Source organism: Streptomyces sp. NPDC037421, from assembly GCF_055602105.1.
This window is the reverse complement of record NZ_JBVJWV010000011.1, coordinates 66,211-85,443: the sequence shown is the minus strand read 5'-3', so window position 1 is coordinate 85,443 and position 19,233 is coordinate 66,211. Positions and strand designations below refer to the sequence as shown.

The window sequence follows — 19,233 nt, the reverse complement described above, 5'->3', positions numbered from 1 at the left end:
AACGACCATGGGGCGGTGCGGGACAATGGGCTCATGCCTTCCGCACTGCCCGATGGTGACCCCATGCCCGAAGACGGCTCGCTGCCGTCGCACGCCCTGGAGGGCGCCGGGGAGCGGCCGCTCGGGTTCTACCTGCACGTCCCGTACTGCGCCACCCGCTGCGGGTACTGCGACTTCAACACCTACACCGCCACCGAGCTGCGCGGCACCGGCGGCGTGCTCGCCTCCCGGGAGAACTACGCCGACACCCTGATCGACGAGGTCCGCCTCGCCCGCAAGGTGCTCGGCGACGACCCGCGCGCCGTGCGGACCGTCTTCGTCGGCGGCGGCACGCCCACGCTGCTGCCCGCCGGGGACCTCGTACGCATGCTCGCGGCGATCCGCGACGAGTTCGGGCTGGCCGAGGACGCCGAGGTCACCACCGAGGCCAACCCGGAGTCCGTGAACCCCGCGTACCTGGCCGAGCTGCGCGCAGGCGGCTTCAACCGGATCTCCTTCGGCATGCAGAGCGCGAAGCAGCACGTCCTGAAGGTCCTCGACCGCACCCACACCCCCGGCCGTCCCGAGGCCTGCGTGGCCGAGGCGCGCGCGGCGGGCTTCGAGCACGTCAACCTCGACCTGATCTACGGCACCCCCGGCGAGTCCGACGACGACTGGCGGGCCTCCCTGGAGGCCGCGCTCGGCGCCGGCCCCGACCACGTCAGCGCGTACGCCCTGATCGTCGAGGAAGGCACCCAGCTGGCCCGCCGGATCCGCCGCGGCGAGGTCCCGATGACCGACGACGACGTGCACGCCGACCGGTACCTGATCGCCGACCAGGTCATGGCCGAGGCCGGGTACTCCTGGTACGAGGTGTCGAACTGGGCCACCTCCGAAGCCGGGCGCTGCCTGCACAACGAGCTGTACTGGCGCGGCGCCGACTGGTGGGGCGCCGGCCCCGGCGCCCACTCGCACGTGGGCGGGGTGCGCTGGTGGAACGTGAAGCACCCCGGCGCCTACGCGGCCGCCCTCGCGGAGGGCCGCTCCCCGGGCGCGGGGCGCGAGCTGCTGTCGGCGGAGGACCGCCGCGTGGAGCGGATCCTGCTGGAGCTCCGCCTGGTGGACGGCGTCCCGCTGTCCCTGCTGGCCCCCGCGGGCCTGACGGCCTCCCGCCGAGCCCTGGCCGACGGCCTGCTGGAGCCGGCCCCGTACGAGGCCGGACGGGCGGTCCTGACCCTGCGCGGGCGGCTGCTGGCGGACGCGGTGGTGCGGGACCTGGTGGACTGATCTCCCGCGCGGGTGAATCCCCCCGTAACCGTGCCCCTGCTGCCTAGGCTGCCGCCGACGGTACGCGGCGGATGTGGAGGACCACGGAGATGACCGCTGTGGACGAGCGTGGGATGGCCAAGTTCTTCGAGGGGTTCCAGCCTCCCGACGGAGTCAAGGTCGAGCTCCTCCGTGGGGAAATCGTGATGATGGCCAGTCCCGATCTGGTGCACAACCTGATCGTGGAGGACGTGCAGGACCGGATCCCGCGCAAGCGGTGGGCGCGGCTCCAGACGCAGGACGTCGACATCGTCGACGAGGCGAGCGAGCCCGTGCCCGACCTGGTGGTCCCGGATCGCCGGGCACACCCGGGGTCGGGCCGCCTTCTGCCGTCGCAGCTGATCACGCTGGTGGTGGAGGTCGTGTCCAAGACCAGCGCCGACAGGGACTACGTGGTCAAGCGTTCGATCCATGCCGCGGGCCGGGTGCCCGCTACCTGATCGTCGACCCGGTCGTCGGGCAGTGTGTCCTGCTGACCGTCCCCGTCGGCAAGGGGGACGACGCCGACTACCGTGCGCAACGGGTCACGAAGTTCGGCGAGCCGCTGCTGCTGGAGCCGCTCGGCATCGAGCTGGACACGAGCGACTTCGGTACGTTCCAGGGGGTCAGGCCCCACCGGTATCCGTGACGAAGTCGATCAGCTCCTCCACCCGCCCCAGCAGCGTCGGCTCCAGGTCGCGGTAGGACGTCACGCGGGACAGGATGTGCCGCCAGGCGGCACCCGTGTTCTCAGGCCAGCCCAGCGCCCGGCAGACGCCCGTCTTCCAGTCCTGGCCGCGCGGCACCTCCGGCCACGCCCGGATGCCCAGCGCCGACGGCTTCACGGCCTGCCAGACGTCCACGTACGGGTGGCCCACCACCAGCACGTCCGGCCCCGTCACCGACGCCGCGATCCGGGACTCCTTCGAGCCCGGCACCAGATGGTCCACCAGGACGCCGAGACGGGCATCGGGCCCCGGGGCGAACTCCGCGACCACCGCCGCGAGGTCGTCGACGCCCTCCAGGTACTCCACCACCACGCCCTCGATCCGCAGGTCGTCGCCCCAGACCCGCTCGACCAGCTCGGCGTCGTGGCGCCCTTCCACGTAGATCCGCCCCGCCCGCGCCACCCGCGCCCGCGCCCCCGGGACGGCGATCGAGCCCGAGGCCGTACGGGCCGGCGCGGCCGGGCCCCGCGAGGGGCGGGTCAGGGTCACCACCGCGCCGTCCAGCAGGAAGCCGCGCGGCTCCAGCGGGAACACCCGGCGCTTGCCGAAGCGGTCCTCCAGGGTCACCGTGCCCGACTCGCAGGCCACCACCGCGCCGCAGAAGTCCGTACCCGCCACCTCGACCACCAGGTCCGGATCCGCCGGCACCTCCGGCACGGGTTTGGCGCGCTTCCACTGCGGGGTCAGGTCGGGGGAGTACTCACGCATCCGGCCGACACTAGGAGAGCCGGCGCCCTCACGCCCCCGACACGCCGAACCGGGCCGCCAGTGTGGCGCGTTGCGCACGCACGAAGTCCGCGTCCACCAGCGCTCCGTGACCCGGTACGTACACCGCGTCGTCCCCGCCCAGCGACAACAGCCGGTCCAGGGCGGCCGGCCACTGGCCCGGCACCGCGTCCGAGCCCGCCTGGGGCTCGCCCGACTCCTCGACCAGGTCCCCGCAGAACACCGCCTCCCGCTCGCCCGGCACGAAGACCGCCAGGTCGTGCTCGGAGTGCGCGGGCCCCACGTTCGCCAGCAGCACCTGCACCCCGCCCAGCTCCAGGGTCCACTCGCCCGACACCAGGTGCCGGGGCGCCTGGAGCAGGTCCGCCGCCTCCGTGGCCTCCGCCTCCGCCAGACCCTGCCGGAACGCGCTCACCCGCACCTCCTCGCGGCCCGTCGGGGTCGACAGCAGCCGGTCCAGGCCGACCGCCCCGAAGAACTCGGCGCCCGCGAAGGCGGCCCCGCCCAGCACGTGGTCGAAATGTCCGTGGGTGAATGCGATATGGGTCACGCGGCGACCGGTCAGCCGCTCCGCCTCGGCCCGCACCTGCGCACCCTCGCGCACGGACGATCCGGGGTCGATCAGCAGCACCGACTCGTCCCCCACCACCAGCCCCACCGTGCAGTCCCACACCGGGAGCCGCCGTCGGCCGACCCGTCCGGTGACCCTTTCCCAACCCGTCTCTTCCCAATGCACGTCCATGCGGTGACGCTACCCTGGCGGGCCGCCCTTGCCTGCGGCGTACTACCCGGCCGTACACTGACCGGGGGATCTCTGGCACTCACACGCGCAGAGTGCCAGCAAGCCAGGACCGGCCCCCGACGGCCAGACCGACGACCGACCGCATCCGGAGGTGTGCGCGATGCTCAGTGAACGCAGACTCGAGGTACTGCGCGCCATCGTCCAGGACTACGTCGGGACGGAGGAGCCCGTCGGCTCCAAGGCCCTCACCGAGCGGCACAGGCTGGGCGTCTCGCCCGCCACCGTGCGCAACGACATGGCCGTGCTGGAGGAGGAGGGCTACATCGCCCAGCCCCACACCAGCGCCGGCCGGATCCCCACGGACAAGGGCTACCGCCTCTTCGTCGACAAGCTGGCGGGCGTCAAGCCGCTGTCGACGCCCGAGCGCCGGGCCATCCAGAACTTCCTCGACGGCGCCGTCGACCTCGACGACGTCGTCGGCCGCACGGTACGGCTGCTCGCGCAGCTCACCCGCCAGGTCGCCGTCGTCCAGTACCCGTCGCTGACCCGCTCCACCGTGCGGCACGTCGAGCTGCTGTCGCTGGCCCCGGCCCGGCTGATGCTCGTACTGATCACCGACACCGGGCGGGTCGAGCAGCGCCTGGTCGACACCCAGACCCCCTTCGGCGAGAACTCCCTCGCCGACCTGCGGGCGCGTCTGAACAGCCGGGTCGTCGGCCGTCGCTTCACCGACGTGCCGCAGCTGGTGCAGGACCTTCCGGAGTCGTTCGAGATCGACGACCGGGCGACCGTCAAGGCCGTCCTCGCGACCCTTCTCGAAACGCTGGCCGAGGAGGCGGAGGAGCGGCTGATGATCGGCGGCACCGCCAACCTCACCCGCTTCGGACATGATTTTCCCTTGACGATCAGGCCCGTCCTCGAAGCGCTGGAGGAGCACGTCGTGCTCCTGAAGCTGCTGGGCGAGGCCGGAGAGTCGGGGATGGCCGTACGCATCGGTCACGAGAACGCCTACGAGGGACTCAACTCCACGTCGGTCGTGTCCGTCGGCTACGGTTCGGGCGGCGAAGCAGTCGCCAAACTCGGCGTGGTCGGACCGACCCGCATGGACTACCCCGGAACGATGGGAGCGGTACGCGCAGTGGCACGTTACGTCGGACAGATCCTGGCGGAGTCGTAAGTGGCCACGGACTACTACGCCGTACTCGGCGTGCGCCGCGACGCATCGCAGGACGAGATCAAGAAGGCCTTCCGCCGGCTCGCCCGTGAACTCCACCCGGACGTGAATCCGGACCCGAAGACGCAGGAGCGCTTCAAGGAGATCAACGCGGCCTACGAGGTCCTCTCGGACCCGCAGAAGAAGCAGGTCTACGACCTCGGCGGCGACCCGCTGTCCTCCTCGGGCGGCGGTGGCGGCGCGGGCGGCTTCGGAGCGGGCGGCTTCGGCAACTTCTCCGACATCATGGACGCCTTCTTCGGCCAGGCCTCGCAGCGCGGCCCGCGCTCGCGGACCCGCCGCGGCCAGGACGCCATGATCCGCCTGGACCTGGAACTGGACGAGGCCGCCTTCGGCACGACCAAGGACATCCAGGTCGACACGGCCGTCGTCTGCGGCACCTGCTCCGGCGAGGGCGCCGCCCCCGGCACCTCGGCGCAGACCTGTGACATGTGCCGCGGCCGCGGTGAGGTCTCGCAGGTCACCCGGTCCTTCCTGGGCCAGGTCATGACCTCGCGCCCCTGCCCGCAGTGCCAGGGCTTCGGCACCGTGGTCCCGACCCCGTGCCCCGAGTGCGCGGGCGACGGCCGGGTCCGCTCCCGCCGCAGCCTCACCGTCAAGATCCCCGCCGGTGTCGAGAACGGCACCCGGATCCAGCTCGCGGGCGAGGGCGAGGTCGGCCCCGGCGGCGGCCCCGCCGGCGACCTCTACGTGGAGATCCACGAGCTGCCGCACCCGACCTTCCAGCGGCGCGGGGACGACCTGCACTGCACGGTCACCATCCCCATGACGGCCGCCGCCCTGGGCACCAAGTGCCCGCTGGAGACGCTGGACGGCATGGAGGAGATCGACATCCGGCCCGGCACCCAGTCCGGCCAGGCCATCCCGCTGCACGGGCGGGGCGTCACCCACCTGCGCGGCGGCGGCCGCGGCGACCTGATCGTCCACGTCGAGGTCACCACCCCCGGCAAGCTGGACGCCCAGCAGGAGGAGCTGCTGCGCCAGCTCGCGAAGCTGCGCGGCGAGGAGCGGCCGATGGGCCAGTTCGCCCCCGGCCAGCAGGGCCTGTTCAGCCGCCTGAAGGACGCGTTCAACGGCCGCTGAGGCCGGCCTGAGGCACTCGTACGAGCCCGGTCCGGGGACGCCCCGGACCGGGCTCGGCGCTTCCCGGGAACCGCCCGGGGCGATTCCCGGACACGCCGGGGAAGCGGACTATGCCAGGCGAATGCGACGGTTCGGCGCGGTGGCCGGGACGTGGCACGATGCAGTCCATGTCCTCCGCACCGAACGGTCTCCCCCAGTACCCGATCGTGCAGGCTCCCATGGCGGGCGGCGCCTCCTGCCCGCCGCTCGTCGCCGCCGTGTGCGAGGCGGGCGGGCTCGGCTACCTCGCCGGCGGCTACAAGACCGCCGACGGCATGTACCAGGAGATCAAGCAGACGCGCGGCCTCACCCGGCGGCCCTTCGGCGTGAACCTCTTCATGCCGCAGACCGGCTACGTCGACCCGGCCGCCGTCGAGACCTACCGCGGGCAGCTGGCCGGCGAGGCGAGCTGGTACGAGGTCTCGCTCGCCCCCGAGGACATCATCGGCACCTCCGACGACGGCTACGAGGCCAAGCTCGCCATCCTGCTGGAGGACCCCGTCCCGGTGGTCTCCTTCGCCTTCGGCACCCCCGCGCCCGGCGTGCTGGAACGGCTGCGCAGGGCCGGCACGCACACCGTCGTCACCGTCACCTCGGTCGACGAGGCCCGCTCCGCGCAGGCGGCGGGCGCCGACGCCGTCTGTGTCCAGGGCGTCGAGGCGGGCGGCCACCAGGGCACCCACCGCGACGACCCGGAGACCGACGGCACGGCCGGCGTCGGCCTGCTCGCGCTGGTCGCGCAGGTACGGGAGGCCGTGGCCCTGCCCATCACCGCGGCGGGCGGCCTGATGCGCGGGGCGCAGATCGCGGCGGTGCTGGCGGCCGGCGCGGAGTCGGCGCAGCTGGGCACGGCCTTCCTGGCGTGCCCGGAGTCGGGCGCGCACCCGCTGCACAAGAAGGCCCTCACCGACCCGATGTTCCCGCACACGGAACTGACCCGGGCCTTCACCGGCAGGCCCGCGCGGGGCCTGGTCAACCGCTTCATGCGGGAGCACGGGCCGTACGCACCGGCCGCCTACCCCCAGGTCCACCACATGACCTCGGGGCTGCGCAAGGCGGCCGCGGCGGCCGGCGACCCGCAGGGCATGTCCCTGTGGGCGGGCCAGGGGCACCGGCTGGCGCGGGCGCTGCCGGCCGGGGAGCTGGTGGAGGTGCTGGCGGCCGAACTGGCCCAGGCGCAGAACGCGTTGAACGTATTGCAGATGAGGAGAACGTCATGACGGCCCCCGTGTTCGTGGTCGAAGAGGTTCCGGCGGGGCCGGAGTTCGTGCTGGAGGGCCCCGAGGGGCGGCACGCGGTCTCCGTGAAGCGGCTCAACCCGGGCGAGGACGTGATCCTCACGGACGGGCGCGGCCGGTGGACCGAAGGCGTGGTCAAGGCGGCGGAGGGCAAGGACCGCCTGGTGGTCACGGACCTGGAGTCCGTGAGCGAGGAGCCGGAGCCCGACGTCCGGATCACCGTGGTGCAGGCGCTCCCGAAGGGCGACCGGGGCGAGGTGGCGGTCGAGACGATGACGGAGACCGGCGTCGACGCCATCGTGCCGTGGCAGGCCTCGCGGTGCATCACGCAGTGGCGCGGTGACCGGGGCGCGAAGTCCCTGGCCAAGTGGCGTTCCACGGCCCGGGAGTCGGGCAAGCAGTCGCGCCGGGTCCGCTTCCCGGAGGTGGCCGGGGCGATGTCCACGAAGCAGGTGGCCGCGCTGCTGGCGCAGGCCGATCTGGCGGTGGTGCTGCACGAGGACCGCGACACCCCCTCGGAGGCGCTGGCGACGGCGCCGCTGCCGGAGAAGGGGTCGGTGGTGCTGGTGGTCGGCCCCGAGGGCGGGGTCTCGCCGGAGGAACTGGCCGCCTTCGCGGAGGCCGGCGCCCGGCCGTACCGGCTGGGCCGCTCGGTGCTGCGCACGTCGACGGCCGGCACGGCGGCGACGGCGGTGCTGCTGGCGCGGACGGGGCGCTGGTCGTAGCACTCGGCCCGGGGAATCCAGCCCCGCCGGGGGGCGCCTCCCGGCGGTAGCCGGGGGAGTTCGAGGCGCGGGTCACACCGCCCGCGGGCGACGGCCGTGGATCGGGATATCCGGCGGCAGCCCCCCGCACGGGGCCGATAGCATGCCCCGACCGATCAACGTCACGGGAGGCGCAGCAATGGCCGGGGAACCGCAGGCGGACTGCCTGTTCTGCAAGATCGTCGCGGGGTCCGTCCCGGCGACGCTGGTCCGGGAGACCGAGACCACCGTCGCCTTCCGGGACATCAACCCGCAGGCGCCGACCCACGTGCTCGTCATCCCCAAGGTGCACTACGCGGACGCCGCCACCCTCGCCGCCGCCGAGCCGGCCATCGCGGCCGACGTGCTGCGCGAGGCCGGGCAGGTCGCCGCCGACGAGAAGGTCGACGGGCACGGCTACCGCGTCGTGTTCAACACCGGCGCCGGCGCCGGCCAGACCGTCTTCCACGCCCACGCGCACGTCCTCGGGGGCCGCGGCCTCCAGTGGCCGCCCGGATAAGCCGTGTCCGTACGAGAGTTCGTGGTCCTCGGCACCGCCAGCCAGGTCCCCACCCGGCACCGCAACCACAACGGCTACCTGCTGCGCTGGGACGGCGAGGGCATCCTCTTCGACCCGGGCGAGGGCACGCAGCGGCAGATGCTGCGGGCCGGGGTCGCGGCGCACGACATCAACCGGATCTGCGTCACGCACTTCCACGGCGACCACAGCCTCGGCCTGGCCGGGGTGATCCAGCGGATCAACCTCGACCAGGTCCCGCACCCCGTGACGGCGCACTACCCGGCCTCGGGGCAGAAGTTCTTCGACCGGCTGCGGTACGCCACCGCCTACCGGGAGACCGTGCCGCTCCGGGAGGAGCCGGTCGCCGCGGACGGGGTGCTCGCGAGCGGGCCCCCGTACGTCCTGGAGGCCCGGCGGCTCTCGCACCCGGTGGAGTCCTTCGGCTACCGGGTGACCGAGCCGGACGGGCGCCGGATGGTCCCCGCGCTGCTCGCGCGGTACGGGATCAAGGGGCCGGACGTGGGCCGGATCCAGCGCGAGGGCCGGCTGGAGCGGCCGGAGGGCGAGGTCACGCTGGAGGCCGTCAGCGAGCACCGGGCGGGGCAGCGGTTCGCCTTCGTCATGGACACCCGGCTCTGCGAGGGCGTGGACGCGCTGGCGGAGGGCTGCGACATGCTGGTCATCGAGTCGACCTTCCTCGACGCGGACGTCCGGCTGGCCGAGGACCACGGCCACCTCACCGCCGGCCAGGCGGCACGGGTGGCGCGGGAGGCCGGTGTGCGGCACCTGGTGCTCACGCACTTCTCGCAGCGGTACGGGGACCCGTCGGAATTCGAACGCGAGGCCCGTGCTGCGGGGTTCGAGGGCGAGCTGACGGTCGCGGCGGACCTGGGACGGGTGGCCCTGCCGAAGCGCTAGTGGCGCTCGGGGGTGAAGGTGAGCGGGGCTCCGGTGACGTGCGTCACACTGGGGTTTGGTCCGGCCGGACCCGGGCAGGGCTGGCAGCTTTCCAGCCCGCACGCAGAAACGACACTTCAACGGGGAGCACACCGTGACCAGTCGGGACAGCCGCATCACCCTCGACCCCCTCGGCCCGGTGCGCGACCCCCAAGAGCCGGGTTGCGACGTCTTCCTGACCGGCACGGTCTTCCTCGACATCATCTTCACCGGGCTCGACTCGGCCCCCGTGCGCGGTACGGAGTCCTGGGCGCGCGGCATGGGCTCCAGCCCCGGCGGCGTCGCCAACATGGCCACCGCCCTCGCCCGGCTGGGCCTGCGCACCTCGCTGGCCGCCGCCTTCGGTGACGACCACTACGGCGAGTACTGCTGGGACGCCCTGGAGCAGGGCGAGGGCATCGACCTGTCCATGTCGCGCACCATCCCGGGCTGGCACAGCCCCGTCACGGTCTCCATGGCGTACGAGGGCGAGCGCACGATGGTCTCCCACGGCCACGAGGCGCCGCCCCCGGCGGGCTCGGGGCCCTTCCCGTGGTGCCCCCCGAAGGCGCGGGCGGCGGTGGCCTCGCTCGGCGCCGGGCAGACGGAGGACTGGATCTCCGAGGCGGCCCGCCGGGGTTCGCGGATCTTCGCGGACGTCGGCTGGGACGAGACCGGGCGGTGGGACCTGGGCGCCCTGGGCGACCTCCAGCACTGCGAGGCGTTCCTGCCCAACGCGGGAGAGGCGATGCGCTACACGCGCACCGAGTGTCCGCGCACCGCGGCCCGGGCCCTCGCGGAGAAGGTCCCGGTCGCGGTGGTGACCATGGGCTCGGAGGGCTCGTACGCGGTGGACAGCCGCACCGGGGAGACCGCGGAGGTCCCCGCGATCACGGTTGACGCCCTGGACCCGACCGGGGCGGGGGACGTGTACGTGGCCGGGTTCGTCACGGGCAGCCTCGCGGGGTGGCCCCTCGCCGACCGGCTGGCCTTCGCCGGGCTGACCGCCGCCCTGTCGGTACAGGAGTTCGGCGGCTCCCTCTCCGCCCCGGGCTGGCCCGAGGTGGCCCACTGGTGGCGCACGGCCCCCGACGCCCTGCGGGACCGCTACGCCTTCCTGGACGCCCTCGTCCCGCCGGGCGCCGCCCCCTGCCCGCGCCGCCGCGCGGTCCCGACCATCGGCTTCCGGCACCCGGTCTAGGGGGTGTCCGGCCCTGATCCGCCGGACACCCCCTAGGCCCTCCGCGGGTCCGCCGGGAAAACCCCTCGGGCACGCCCCGGGGTGGACGTACCCTTGGTACTCCGGAGGCCGGCGATCGGATCGGCCCCTCAGTGGGAGGTATGCGCAGGCCACAGTGCCGGCCCATGACTCAGACACCGACAGCCCACACCCCGGCGCCGGGCCAGGCGCGAGCCCATTTCACGGTCCCGGCGACGCACCCGATGGTGACCGTGCTCGGCTCGGGCGACGCCCTGCTGCGCGTGATCGAAAAGGCTTTCCCGAAGGCCGACATCCATGTTCGGGGCAATCAGGTCAGCGCGATCGGAGCGGCGGCGGAAGTCGCCCTGATCCAGCGCCTGTTCGACGAGATGATGCTGGTGCTCCGCACCGGGCAGCCGATGACGGAGGACGCAGTGGAACGCTCGATCGCCATGCTCAAGGCGAACGGGAGCGGTGGCGGTGACACGGAGACCCCGGCGGAGGTGCTCACCCAGAACATCCTCTCCAGCCGCGGCCGCACCATCCGCCCCAAGACCCTCAACCAGAAGCGATACGTCGACGCGATCGACAAGAACACGATCGTCTTCGGCATCGGCCCCGCCGGTACCGGCAAGACCTACCTCGCCATGGCGAAGGCGGTCCAGGCGCTGCAGTCCAAGCAGGTCAGCCGGATCATCCTGACCCGGCCCGCCGTGGAGGCGGGGGAGCGGCTCGGCTTCCTGCCGGGCACGCTCTTCGACAAGATCGACCCGTACCTGCGGCCGCTCTACGACGCCCTGCACGACATGATCGACCCGGACTCCATCCCCCGGCTGATGGCCGCCGGGACCATCGAGGTGGCGCCCCTGGCCTACATGAGGGGTCGCACCCTCAATGACGCCTTCGTCGTCCTGGACGAGGCGCAGAACACCACCGTCGAGCAGATGAAGATGTTCCTGACGAGGCTCGGCTTCGACTCGAAGATCGTCGTCACCGGTGACGTCACACAGGTCGACCTCCCGGGCGGCGCCAAGAGCGGTCTGCGCCAGGTCCAGGAGATCCTCGACGGGGTGCCGGACATCCACTTCTCGCGGCTCACGTCCGAGGATGTCGTCCGGCACAAGCTGGTCGGCCGTATCGTCGACGCGTACGCCAAGTACGACGATGCCCACCCGGCCCCGAACGGCCACCAGCGGAAGTAGAACCCAGCGCACCATGTCGATCGACGTCAACAACGAGTCCGGAACCGAGGTCGACGAGCAGGCGATCCTCGACATCGCCCGCTACGCGCTCACCCGGATGAGGATCCACCCGCTGTCCGAGCTCTCCGTCATCGTCATCGACGAGGACGCCATGGAGCAGCTCCACATCCAGTGGATGGACCTCCCCGGACCGACCGACGTCATGTCCTTCCCGATGGACGAGCTCCGTCCGCCGACGAAGGACGACGAGGAGCCCCCGCAGGGGCTCCTCGGCGACATCGTGCTCTGCCCCGAGGTGGCCAAGAAGCAGGGCGACGAGGCGCCGACGCGGCACTCCATGGACGAGGAGCTCCAGCTCCTGACCGTCCACGGGGTGCTGCACCTGCTCGGGTACGACCACGAGGAGCCGGACGAGAAGGCCGAGATGTTCGGCCTCCAGGCGGCCATCGTCGACGGGTGGCGCGCCGAGCGCGGCATGACCGGTCCCTCCCCGGCCCCGACCGTCTCGTGACCGGCGCCGCCCAGCTGATCATCGGGGCGGTCCTGCTGACCGTGGTGGCCTGGTTCGCGGCGTGCGCCGAGTCCGGGATCGCCCGCGTCTCCAGCTTCCGTGCCGAGCAGGCCGTACGGGAGGGCCGGCGCGGCAGCGCGAAGCTCGCCCAGGTCGCCGCCGACCCCACCCGCTACGTCAACGTGGCCCTGCTGGTGCGGGTGACCTGCGAGATGGCGGCGGGCGTGCTCGTCACGTACGTCTGCCTCGCCGAGTTCGGCGAGAACTGGACGGCGCTGCTCGTCGCCATCGGCGTGATGGTGCTGGTGTCCTTCGTGGCGGTGGGCGTGTCCCCCCGTACGATCGGCCGCCAGCACCCGCTGAACACCGCGACGGCGGCCGCGTACGTCCTCGTACCGCTGGCGCGGGTGATGGGTCCGATCCCGCAGCTGCTGATCCTGATCGGCAACGCGCTCACTCCCGGCAAGGGCTTCCGCAAGGGCCCCTTCGCTTCCGAGGCCGAGCTGCGCGCGATGGTGGACCTCGCCGAGAAGGAATCGCTGATCGAGGACGACGAGCGCCGGATGGTGCACCAGGTCTTCGAGCTGGGGGACACCCTCGTGCGCGAGGTGATGGTGCCGCGCACGGACCTGGTCTGCATCGAGCGCTACAAGACGATCCGGCAGGCGACGACGCTCGCGCTGCGGTCCGGCTTCTCGCGGATCCCGGTCACCGGGGAGAACGAGGACGACATCGTCGGGATGGTGTACCTGAAGGACCTCGTCCGCCGGACGCACATCAACCGGGAGGCGGAGGCCGACCTGGTCTCGACGGTGATGCGGCCGGCGGTCTTCGTGCCCGACACCAAGAACGCCGGCGACCTGCTGCGCGAGATGCAGTCGGTGCGCAACCACGTGGCCGTCGTCATCGACGAGTACGGCGGCACGGCGGGCATCGTCACCATCGAGGACATCCTGGAGGAGATCGTCGGCGAGATCACCGACGAGTACGACCGGGAGATCCCGCCCGTGGAGGAGCTGGGCCAGGACTGCTACCGGGTCACGGCGCGGCTCGACATCACCGACCTCGGCGAGCTGTTCGGGGTGGAGGCCTTCGACGACGAGGACGTGGAGACGGTCGGCGGGCTGCTGGCCAAGGCGCTGGGCCGGGTGCCGATCGCGGGCGCCTCGGCGGTGGTGGACCTGCCGGACGGACGTCCGCTGCGGCTGACGGCCGAATCCCCGGCGGGACGCCGGAACAAGATCGTGACGGTGCTCGTGGAGCCGGTGGCCGCGGCGGCGGCCGAAGGGGAGGAGGGGGAATGACCCCCGCGGAGCTGCGCGCGTTCTGCCTGGGCTTCAACGCGGCGGTGGAGGAGTTCCCCTTCACCCCGGAGACCTCGGTGTTCAAGGTGCTGGGCAAGGTGTTCGCCCTGACGGCGCTGGACGCCGAGCCGCTGAAGGTCAACCTGAAGTGCGAGCCGGAGGCGGCCGTGCGGCTGCGGGCCGAGCACGCGGCGATCGTGCCGGGCTGGCACATGAACAAGCGGCACTGGAACACCGTGACGGTGGGCGGCCTGCCGGACGCGATGGTGCGGGAGCTGGTCGAGGACTCGTACGACCTGGTCGTGGCGGGGCTGCCGAGGGCGGAGCGGCTGAAGCTCGACCGGCCGTGACGCCGGCCTGAGGGCGCGGGCCTGGGGGCGCGGGCCTGGGGACGAGGGTCCTGGTCGGAAGAGGGTCCAAGGTCATATGTGGACGGGACCTTTGGATCGCAGGACGCTCTCGGCTCTGACTTAGGTTTGTTCTGCTCCACGGGGGAACGGGCGGGGGGCCGGGGAGCCGAGGAGGGCGCCCCGGCGGGGTCGTTGCACGGCCGTGCCGGGGCGCTCCCTATGCTTTCGCCCATGAGCGAGAGCACCGTGGGCAACGGGATCGACCCCGAAGACAGCAAGATCATCACGCTGGCGCGCAGCGCCCGCGCCCGCAACGGAGTCCCGGAAGGGGCGGCCGTACGGGACGAGACCGGCCGCACGTACGTCGCCGGCACCGTGGAGCTCGACTCCCTGAAGCTGAGCGCCCTGCAGACCGCCGTCGCCATGGCGGTCGCCAGTGGCGCGAGCTCCCTGGAGGCCGCCGCCGTCGTCAGCGCGGCCGACGCCCCCGCCGACGCCGACCGCGCGGCGGTCCGCGACCTGGGCGGCCCCGACACCCCGGTCCTCCTCGCCGCCCCCGACGGCACCCTGAAGTCCACCACGCCCGCCGGAGCCTGAGGCCCCGGCGCGCCCGCCCGGGCTCGTGCCCGGCCCCGGCCCCACGCCGCCGGAGGCAATCCGCTGGCGGGGCCGGCGGCCGCGGTGGTGTCATGGGCCGATGCAGCCCGACGTGCGCGAGACGGTGGACCGCGGGGAGTTCCCCGACGCGGTGACGCCCTGGGAGCGGGCCTCCTGGCGTGCGGAGGCGCTCGACTGGGCCGGTACCGCCCTGGCCGCGCACGGGCTGCGCGAGAGCGGGCGGCGGCAGGTCCGGCTGCGGCCGTGGTCGGTGCTGGTGCGGTTCTCCGCCGGCGACGGCGGCCCCGTGTGGTTCAAGGCCAACCCGCCCGCCAGCGCCTTCGAGGCCGGGCTGACCCGGGCCCTGGCCGAGTGGGTTCCCGGCAGCGCGCTGCGGCCCCTGGCCGTCGACGCGGCCCGGGGCTGGTCCCTGCTGCCGGACGGCGGGCCGCTCTTCCGGAAGGTCCTGGACGAGGACCGCGAAGGCGGCGGCCCGCGCGCCTGGGAGGCGGTGCTCGGCCGGTACGCCGAACTCCAGCGCTCCCTCCTCCCGCGCACCCCGGAGATCGAGGCGCTCGGCGTCCCCGGCGCCCGCACCGCCGCACTGCCCGGGATCCTCGACCGGATGGTCGGCGAGAACACCGCCCTGGACGACACCGACCGCCGGGCCCTGCACGCGCTGCGGCCCCGCTTCGCCGACTGGTGCGCGGAACTCGCGGCGGCCGGGATCGGCGACACCCTCGACCACTCCGACCTCCACGAGGCGCAGCTCTTCGCCCCGGAGCCCGGCCGGTTCACCTTCTTCGACTGGGGCGACGCCTCCGTCACCCACCCCTTCTGCAGCCTGCTGGTCCCCGCCCGGGCCGCCGCCCGGCGGTACGGGGCCGAGGTGCTGCCCCGGCTGCGCGACGCCTACCTGGAACCGTGGGCCGGCGACGGGCGCACCCCCGGGGAGCTGCGCCGCGCGGCGCGGCTGGCCTGGCGGCTCGCGGCGATCGGACGGGTCTCCGCCTGGGGCCGCTTCTTCCCCGCCGCCCCCTCCGGCGCGGACGGCGCCACCGGGGAGGCCGGCGACGCCGACCGCGCCCGCTGGCTGCGCGAACTGCTCACGCGGCCGCCGCTGTAGCCGGCTCCGCCGCCCGGCGGCGGATGACCACCGCCATCAGCGCCGCCACCGCGCACAGGCCGCCCGCCGCGTACCAGACCGGGTCGTACGAGCCGAGGGCGTCGCGGGCCACACCGCCGAGGAAGGCCACCAGGGCCGCGCCCACCTGGTGCGAGGCCAGGACCCAGCCGAAGACGACCGCGCCGTCCTGCCCGTAGTGCTCGCGGCACAGGGCGATGGTCGGCGGGACGGTGGCGACCCAGTCCAGGCCGTAGAAGACGATGAAGAACACCATCGGCGGGTGCACGCTCGGCGTCAGCAGCACCGGCAGGAACAACAGGGACACCCCGCGCAGGGCGTAGTACACGGCCAGCAGCCGGCGCGCATCGAAGCGGTCGGTGAACCAGCCGGAGGCGATGGTGCCGAGCACGTCGAACACGCCGATCACCGCGAGCAGTCCGGCGGCGGCCGTCACCGGCATGCCGTGGTCGTGGGCGGCCGGCGCGAAGTGGGTGCGCACGAGCCCGTTGGTCGAGGCACCGCAGATCGCGAAGGTGCCCGCCAGCAGCCAGAACGGGCCGGTGCGGGCCGCCCGCAAGAGCACCGTCACGGCCCGGCGGGCCGCCCCCGGCACGGGCGCGGGCTTGGGCTCGTACGTGCCCCCGTACGGGGCGAGGCCCACGTCCGCCGGGTGGTCGCGCAGCAGCAGCCAGACGAAGGGGACGACGGCCAGGGCCGCCAGCGCCACCGTGACCGAGGCCGGGCGCCAGCCGTGGTTCTCCACCAGCCAGGACAGCAGCGGCAGGAAGACCAGCTGTCCGGAGGCGCCCGCCGCGGTCAGGATGCCGGTGACCAGCCCGCGCCGGGCGGTGAACCAGCGGTTGGTCACCGTCGCCGCGAAGGCCAGCGCCATCGAACCGCTGCCCAGGCCCACCAGCACGCCCCAGAACAGCACCAGCTGCCAGGAGGCCGTCATCCACACCGTCGCCAGGGAGCCGCCGGCGATGACCGTGAGGGCCACCGCGACGACCCTGCGGATGCCGAAGCGGTCCATCAGCGCGGCGGCGAAGGGCGCGGTGAGTCCGTAGAGCGCCAGGTTGACGGAGACCGCGAAGCCGATCGTGCCGCGCGACCAGTCGAACTCCGCGTGCAGCGGCTCGATGAGCAGTCCGGGGAGGGAGGCGGAGGCGGCCGCGCCGATGATCGTCACGAAGCCCACGGCCGCGGCGAACCAGGCCCGGTGGACGCGGCCGGGCTCGCGCGGGGCCCGCTGGGTGACGGGGGAGGTGGGGGAGGTGGGGGCTGTCTGGGTCACGCCGACAGCTTCCGGCCTGCGGAGCGCCGTACGACAGTGGCCTGACTGTCACGCTTCGATACGATCGGGCCATGGCCACCGTCGAGAAGCCGCACCGTGTCGTCGTCCTCGCCCTCGCCGGGCTGCTGCCCTTCGAACTCGGCATCCCGCACCGGATCTTCGGCCGGGCCGAGGACCCCGCGGGGCGGCACCTCTACGAGATCCTCACCTGCGGGCTGGCCCCCGGCCCGGTGACCACCGACGCCGACTTCGCGGTGTACGTCGAGCACGGTCCCGAGCTGCTCGCGACGGCCGACACCGTGGTGGTGCCCGCCTCGCACGAGCTCGGCCCGGTCCACTCCGAGGGCCGGCTGACCGACGGGCTGGCGGCGGCCCTCGCCCACGTCCGGCCCGGCACCCGGATGGTGTCCATCTGCACGGGCGGCTACGTCCTGGCCGCCGCCGGATACCTGGACGGCCGCCCGGCCACCACCCACTGGGCCTACGCCGAGCACTTCCAGCGGATGTTCCCGGCCGTACGGGTCGACGCCGACGTGCTCTACACCGACGACGGGGACGTGCTGACCTCGGCCGGGGTCGCCGCCGGCATCGACCTGTGCCTGCACATCGTGCGCCGCGACCACGGCGCGGCCGTCGCCAACGACACCGCCCGGAGGACCGTCGTGCCGCCCCACCGCGAGGGCGGGCAGGCCCAGTTCGTCCAGCGGCCCGTGCCCGGGCCGCAGCAGGCCAGCACCACGGCCGCGCGGGCCTGGGTGCTGGACCGGCTGCACGAGCCCGTACGGCTGAGCGACCTCGCCCGGCAGGAGGCCATGTCGGTACGGACCTTCACGCGCCGGTTCCGCGAGGAGTGCGGGGTGAGCCCGGGGGAGTGGATCACCGGGCAGCGGGTGGAGCGGGCCCGGCAGCTGCTGGAGCGGACGGAGCTGCCGGTCGAGGCGGTGGCGCGGGAGGCGGGCTTCGGGACGGCGCAGTCGCTGCGCAAGCACGTGCAGGCGGCGCTGGGGGTCAGCCCGACGGCCTACCGGCGCACCTTCAGGGAGACCGCGCCATCTTCTGATGGCCCATCAGTCGGTGCGGGGTCCGTGCATTGACTTCTCCCGCCGCCCGTTCGTGAATGGCCCCCTGTCGGGGAGGGGGCGGGCAGGTGCGGACACGCGCGCGCAGCAGGAGATGGTCGGCGGCCGTCGGTACGGCGGTGCTCGCGGCGGCCGCGCTGGGCACACCGGCGGCGGCCGAGGAGGAGGCCCGGCCGGGGCGGTGCCCGTCGTCCGCCGAAGGGGCGGCGGCGGCCGGGATATCCGTCTCCGACGCGGCGCCGAGGGTCGGCGACACGGTCACGGTGACGTACGGGGCGGCCGCGAACCCGGTCCCGGCCCCGGTCGCGGTCCCGGTCCCGGCCCCGGTCGCGGTCCCGGTCCCGGTCCCGGTCCCGGTCGGGAAGGTGCTGCTCGGCGGCGCGCAGAGCGGCGAGGTCGCGGTGCCGGGCAGCTTCACCGTTACAGCCCCCGGCGAGATCACCCTCACCACGGGGGACGGGGACGGGGCGTGCGCGCTCACCGCCACACCGCTGCCGCCGCTCATGAACCTGCGCCACGTCACCCTCGGCGCCGCCGACGGCGAGCCGGGCGCCCGGGTACGCGTCAACGGAGTCGGCTTCACCCCCGGCGCGGCCGTGACCGTGGAGGGCCGCGCCGGCACCGCCCGGACGGCCGACCGGGTGCCGGCCACCGCGGACGGGCGCGGGGTGCTCGCCGTGGAGCTGCCCGTCACGGACCGGGCCACGACGGGCGTGGTGGCGTACGAGGGCCCGGCCTGGTCGGCGCCACGGGGCTCGGGCCCGGCGCCGTACGCGGTCACCGCCCCCGACCCGGGCGCGCTGACGATGACCCGGGCGGGGGCGGCGGTGACCCTGGGGGCGGTCGCGTACGGGGGCGGCGGCGGGGCCCCCGGGCGGATCGGCACGGTCACCGTCAAGGACACCCGCAGCGGGGGCGGGGGGTGGAAGCTGACGGGGAAGCTCACCGGTTTCACGGGCCGGGACGCGGCCGGCGCCCCCGGGGCCGTGCTGTCCTGGACCCCGTCCTGCCGGGGCGGCTGCACGCCGGGTGGCGCGGGGGAGGTGGGCCCGGACGGGGCGGTCCTGGCCACGGGGGCGGCCGGGACCGCCACCATTGACGCCGCGCTCACGCTCACGCTCCCCGCGTACACCCCGCCGGGCGCCTACAGGGCGGTCCTCACCCTGACGCTGCACGCCCTTTGACGCGCCGCCGCCTTCTTCACGCGCCGCCGCCTTCTTCACGCGCCGCTCGCGCGGCTCGGCGCTGGGGCGCCTCTCCGGCTTCGCGCCGCTGCGCCGGACTCCGTCCGGCGGG

General features: G+C 73.8%; 19 protein-coding genes and 1 pseudogene. 17 read left to right on the top strand and 3 right to left on the bottom strand.

Translation table 11 applies throughout. The features are described from left to right. Positions 1–33: 33 nt before the first annotated feature. A complete protein-coding gene (gene hemW / locus ACZ7IF_RS18395; protein WP_470972310.1) occupies positions 34–1,266 on the top strand; it encodes a radical SAM family heme chaperone HemW in 1,233 nt (410 codons plus the stop codon). Between the two features lie 71 nt (positions 1,267–1,337). After that, a pseudogene (locus ACZ7IF_RS18390) lies at positions 1,338–1,933 on the top strand (Uma2 family endonuclease). Here ACZ7IF_RS18390 and ACZ7IF_RS18385 read toward each other — a convergent pair. After that, a complete protein-coding gene (locus tag ACZ7IF_RS18385; RefSeq protein WP_470972308.1) occupies positions 1,911–2,720 on the bottom strand; it encodes a DUF3097 domain-containing protein in 810 nt (269 codons plus the stop codon). The pseudogene ACZ7IF_RS18390 and the gene ACZ7IF_RS18385 overlap by 23 nt on opposite strands. A 28-nt stretch (positions 2,721–2,748) precedes the next feature. Then, positions 2,749–3,480, bottom strand: coding sequence for an MBL fold metallo-hydrolase (locus ACZ7IF_RS18380; protein ID WP_470972306.1), 732 nt, complete (start codon positions 3,478–3,480; stop codon positions 2,749–2,751). 160 nt (positions 3,481–3,640) lie between these two features. Between ACZ7IF_RS18380 and hrcA the strand changes: the two genes are divergently transcribed. From hrcA to ACZ7IF_RS18315, 13 genes are all read left to right on the top strand, one after another. Next, positions 3,641–4,657, top strand: a complete 1,017-nt coding sequence (gene hrcA / locus ACZ7IF_RS18375) for a heat-inducible transcriptional repressor HrcA (RefSeq protein ID WP_007263999.1) — start codon at positions 3,641–3,643, stop codon at positions 4,655–4,657. After that, positions 4,658–5,797 carry a molecular chaperone DnaJ gene (gene dnaJ / locus ACZ7IF_RS18370; protein WP_007263998.1) on the top strand — a complete coding sequence of 380 codons (1,140 nt, stop codon included), beginning with the start codon at positions 4,658–4,660 and terminating at the stop codon, positions 5,795–5,797. A 167-nt stretch (positions 5,798–5,964) separates the two neighbouring features. Continuing rightward, complete coding sequence (locus ACZ7IF_RS18365) at positions 5,965–7,056, top strand: nitronate monooxygenase (RefSeq protein WP_470972304.1); 1,092 nt, start codon at positions 5,965–5,967, stop codon at positions 7,054–7,056. Continuing rightward, on the top strand, positions 7,053–7,799 hold the full coding sequence (locus tag ACZ7IF_RS18360) for a 16S rRNA (uracil(1498)-N(3))-methyltransferase (protein ID WP_470972302.1): 747 nt from the start codon (positions 7,053–7,055) through the stop codon (positions 7,797–7,799). Before ACZ7IF_RS18365 ends, ACZ7IF_RS18360 begins: the two co-directional genes overlap by 4 nt. Positions 7,800–7,977: 178 nt before the next feature. Continuing rightward, positions 7,978–8,337, top strand: a complete 360-nt coding sequence (locus ACZ7IF_RS18355) for a histidine triad nucleotide-binding protein (RefSeq protein ID WP_470972300.1) — start codon at positions 7,978–7,980, stop codon at positions 8,335–8,337. A gap of 3 nt (positions 8,338–8,340) precedes the next feature. After that, positions 8,341–9,255 carry a ribonuclease Z gene (locus tag ACZ7IF_RS18350; protein ID WP_470972298.1) on the top strand — a complete coding sequence of 305 codons (915 nt, stop codon included), beginning with the start codon at positions 8,341–8,343 and terminating at the stop codon, positions 9,253–9,255. A 133-nt stretch (positions 9,256–9,388) separates the two neighbouring features. After that, positions 9,389–10,474 carry a carbohydrate kinase family protein gene (locus ACZ7IF_RS18345; RefSeq protein ID WP_470972296.1) on the top strand — a complete coding sequence of 362 codons (1,086 nt, stop codon included), beginning with the start codon at positions 9,389–9,391 and terminating at the stop codon, positions 10,472–10,474. Positions 10,475–10,638: 164 nt separating this feature from the next. Beyond that, positions 10,639–11,676, top strand: coding sequence for a PhoH family protein (locus ACZ7IF_RS18340; protein ID WP_385770075.1), 1,038 nt, complete (start codon positions 10,639–10,641; stop codon positions 11,674–11,676). A 13-nt stretch (positions 11,677–11,689) separates the two neighbouring features. Further along, the gene (gene ybeY / locus ACZ7IF_RS18335) at positions 11,690–12,187 is read left to right on the top strand and encodes an rRNA maturation RNase YbeY (protein ID WP_470972293.1); all 498 of its coding nucleotides are present in this window, start codon (positions 11,690–11,692) and stop codon (positions 12,185–12,187) included. Further along, positions 12,184–13,491 (top strand): hemolysin family protein, encoded by a 1,308-nt coding sequence (locus tag ACZ7IF_RS18330; protein WP_470972291.1) that lies wholly within the window; start codon positions 12,184–12,186, stop codon positions 13,489–13,491. Before ybeY ends, ACZ7IF_RS18330 begins: the two co-directional genes overlap by 4 nt. Continuing rightward, entirely contained in the window at positions 13,488–13,841 is a 354-nt protein-coding gene (locus ACZ7IF_RS18325; protein WP_470972289.1) for an MmcQ/YjbR family DNA-binding protein, read from the top strand. The genes ACZ7IF_RS18330 and ACZ7IF_RS18325 overlap by 4 nt, the downstream gene beginning before the upstream one ends. 219 nt (positions 13,842–14,060) lie before the next feature. Continuing rightward, entirely contained in the window at positions 14,061–14,438 is a 378-nt protein-coding gene (locus ACZ7IF_RS18320; RefSeq protein WP_470972287.1) for a cytidine deaminase, read from the top strand. Between the two features lie 100 nt (positions 14,439–14,538). After that, positions 14,539–15,564, top strand: coding sequence for an aminoglycoside phosphotransferase family protein (locus tag ACZ7IF_RS18315; protein WP_470972285.1), 1,026 nt, complete (start codon positions 14,539–14,541; stop codon positions 15,562–15,564). Here ACZ7IF_RS18315 and ACZ7IF_RS18310 read toward each other — a convergent pair. Further along, positions 15,545–16,858 (bottom strand): MFS transporter, encoded by a 1,314-nt coding sequence (locus ACZ7IF_RS18310; RefSeq protein ID WP_470972283.1) that lies wholly within the window; start codon positions 16,856–16,858, stop codon positions 15,545–15,547. The genes ACZ7IF_RS18315 and ACZ7IF_RS18310 overlap by 20 nt on opposite strands. 71 nt (positions 16,859–16,929) lie before the next feature. On the opposite strand from ACZ7IF_RS18310, the gene ACZ7IF_RS18305 reads away from it, so the two are divergent. After that, a complete protein-coding gene (locus ACZ7IF_RS18305) occupies positions 16,930–17,952 on the top strand; it encodes a GlxA family transcriptional regulator (RefSeq protein WP_470972281.1) in 1,023 nt (340 codons plus the stop codon). Between the two features lie 53 nt (positions 17,953–18,005). Next, positions 18,006–19,121: a beta-xylosidase gene (locus ACZ7IF_RS18300; RefSeq protein WP_470972279.1), complete on the top strand. Its 1,116-nt coding sequence runs from the start codon at positions 18,006–18,008 to the stop codon at positions 19,119–19,121. Positions 19,122–19,233 lie beyond the last annotated feature (112 nt).

Bases quoted from the DNA above. Each gene is read 5' to 3' on its own strand.
- hemW (WP_470972310.1), top strand. From the start codon at position 34: ATGCCTTCCGCACTGCCCGATGGTGACCCCATGCCCGAAGACGGCTCG.
- ACZ7IF_RS18385 (WP_470972308.1), bottom strand. From the start codon at position 2,720: ATGCGTGAGTACTCCCCCGACCTGACCCCGCAGTGGAAGCGCGCCAAA.
- ACZ7IF_RS18380 (WP_470972306.1), bottom strand. From the start codon at position 3,480: ATGGACGTGCATTGGGAAGAGACGGGTTGGGAAAGGGTCACCGGACGG.
- hrcA (WP_007263999.1), top strand. From the start codon at position 3,641: ATGCTCAGTGAACGCAGACTCGAGGTACTGCGCGCCATCGTCCAGGAC.
- ACZ7IF_RS18365 (WP_470972304.1), top strand. From the start codon at position 5,965: ATGTCCTCCGCACCGAACGGTCTCCCCCAGTACCCGATCGTGCAGGCT.
- ACZ7IF_RS18360 (WP_470972302.1), top strand. From the start codon at position 7,053: ATGACGGCCCCCGTGTTCGTGGTCGAAGAGGTTCCGGCGGGGCCGGAG.
- ACZ7IF_RS18355 (WP_470972300.1), top strand. From the start codon at position 7,978: ATGGCCGGGGAACCGCAGGCGGACTGCCTGTTCTGCAAGATCGTCGCG.
- ACZ7IF_RS18340 (WP_385770075.1), top strand. From the start codon at position 10,639: ATGACTCAGACACCGACAGCCCACACCCCGGCGCCGGGCCAGGCGCGA.
- ybeY (WP_470972293.1), top strand. From the start codon at position 11,690: ATGTCGATCGACGTCAACAACGAGTCCGGAACCGAGGTCGACGAGCAG.
- ACZ7IF_RS18325 (WP_470972289.1), top strand. From the start codon at position 13,488: ATGACCCCCGCGGAGCTGCGCGCGTTCTGCCTGGGCTTCAACGCGGCG.
- ACZ7IF_RS18320 (WP_470972287.1), top strand. From the start codon at position 14,061: ATGCTTTCGCCCATGAGCGAGAGCACCGTGGGCAACGGGATCGACCCC.
- ACZ7IF_RS18315 (WP_470972285.1), top strand. From the start codon at position 14,539: ATGCAGCCCGACGTGCGCGAGACGGTGGACCGCGGGGAGTTCCCCGAC.
- ACZ7IF_RS18305 (WP_470972281.1), top strand. From the start codon at position 16,930: ATGGCCACCGTCGAGAAGCCGCACCGTGTCGTCGTCCTCGCCCTCGCC.